Raw genomic sequence first — 944 nt, 5'->3', positions numbered from 1 at the left:
GCCGGATCTTCCAGAACAAGACCGTGCCGGAGATCGTGCAGGAGGTCCTGTCGACGTACGGCTTTCCGATCGAGAGCCACCTGGCGGAGACTTACGTGCCGCGCGATTACTGCGTTCAGTACAACGAGACCGACGCCGCGTTCGTGTCGCGGTTGATGGAGTTCGAGGGCATTTATTACTGGTTCCGGCATGCGGAGGACACGCATACGCTGATGCTCAGCGACGCGATGTCGTCGCACACGGCGCTGCCCGGCTACGAGACGATTCCGTACATCGCGCGTGACCGCACCGCGATCGCTGACGAGGAGCATATCGACGGCTGGCTGCCCGCGCAGGAAGTGAGCGTCGGCAAGCACCAGACCACCGACTACGACTACACGAAGCCGCGCGCCGATCTTTCGTCGCAGAAGGTCGATCCGCGTGGTCATGATCACGATAGCTTCGCGTCGTTCGAGTGGCCGGGCGGGTATCGCGACGATGCGCCCGGTGCGCATTACAGCCGCGTGCGGCTCGAGGAGCAGCAGGCTGAGCATGAGCGGGCGAGTGCCGATACCGATGTGCGCGGTGCTGCGCCGGGTTACTTGTTCACGTTGGCGCATTGTCCGCGTGCGGACCAGAACCGCGAATACCTGATCGTGCGGTGCCAGTACCGCTTCCAGGAGAACGCGTATGCGAGCGACCAGGGCGCGGAGGCTGTCGTGCATCAGACGATGATGCTCGTGCAGCCATCGAACCTGCCTTACCGGTCGCCGCGCGACACGCCGCGGCCGCGCACCAGCGGGCCGCAGACGGCCACCGTGGTGGGGCCGCCGGGGGAGGAAATCTGGACCGATCAATACGGGCGCGTGAAGCTGCAATTCCGCTGGGATCGGTATGGGCAAAGCAATCAGGATTCGTCGTGCTGGGTGCGGGTGTCGAGTCCCTGGGCCGGGGGTGGGTTCGGG

The 944-nt window shown here is 64.8% G+C and carries 1 protein-coding gene; it reads left to right on the top strand.

Annotated elements, in window-relative coordinates:
• Positions 1-944, top strand: a 944-nt coding sequence (tssI, locus tag VK92_RS38830) for a type VI secretion system tip protein TssI/VgrG (RefSeq protein WP_048468276.1), incomplete at both ends; no start/stop codon positions are given.

Origin of the sequence: Burkholderia sp. LK4 (assembly GCF_001043615.1) — a bacterium.
Lineage (GTDB): Bacteria > Pseudomonadota > Gammaproteobacteria > Burkholderiales > Burkholderiaceae > Burkholderia > Burkholderia cepacia.
Note: the sequence above shows the minus strand (reverse complement) of the source record. Positions and strands in the feature narration are given on the sequence as shown.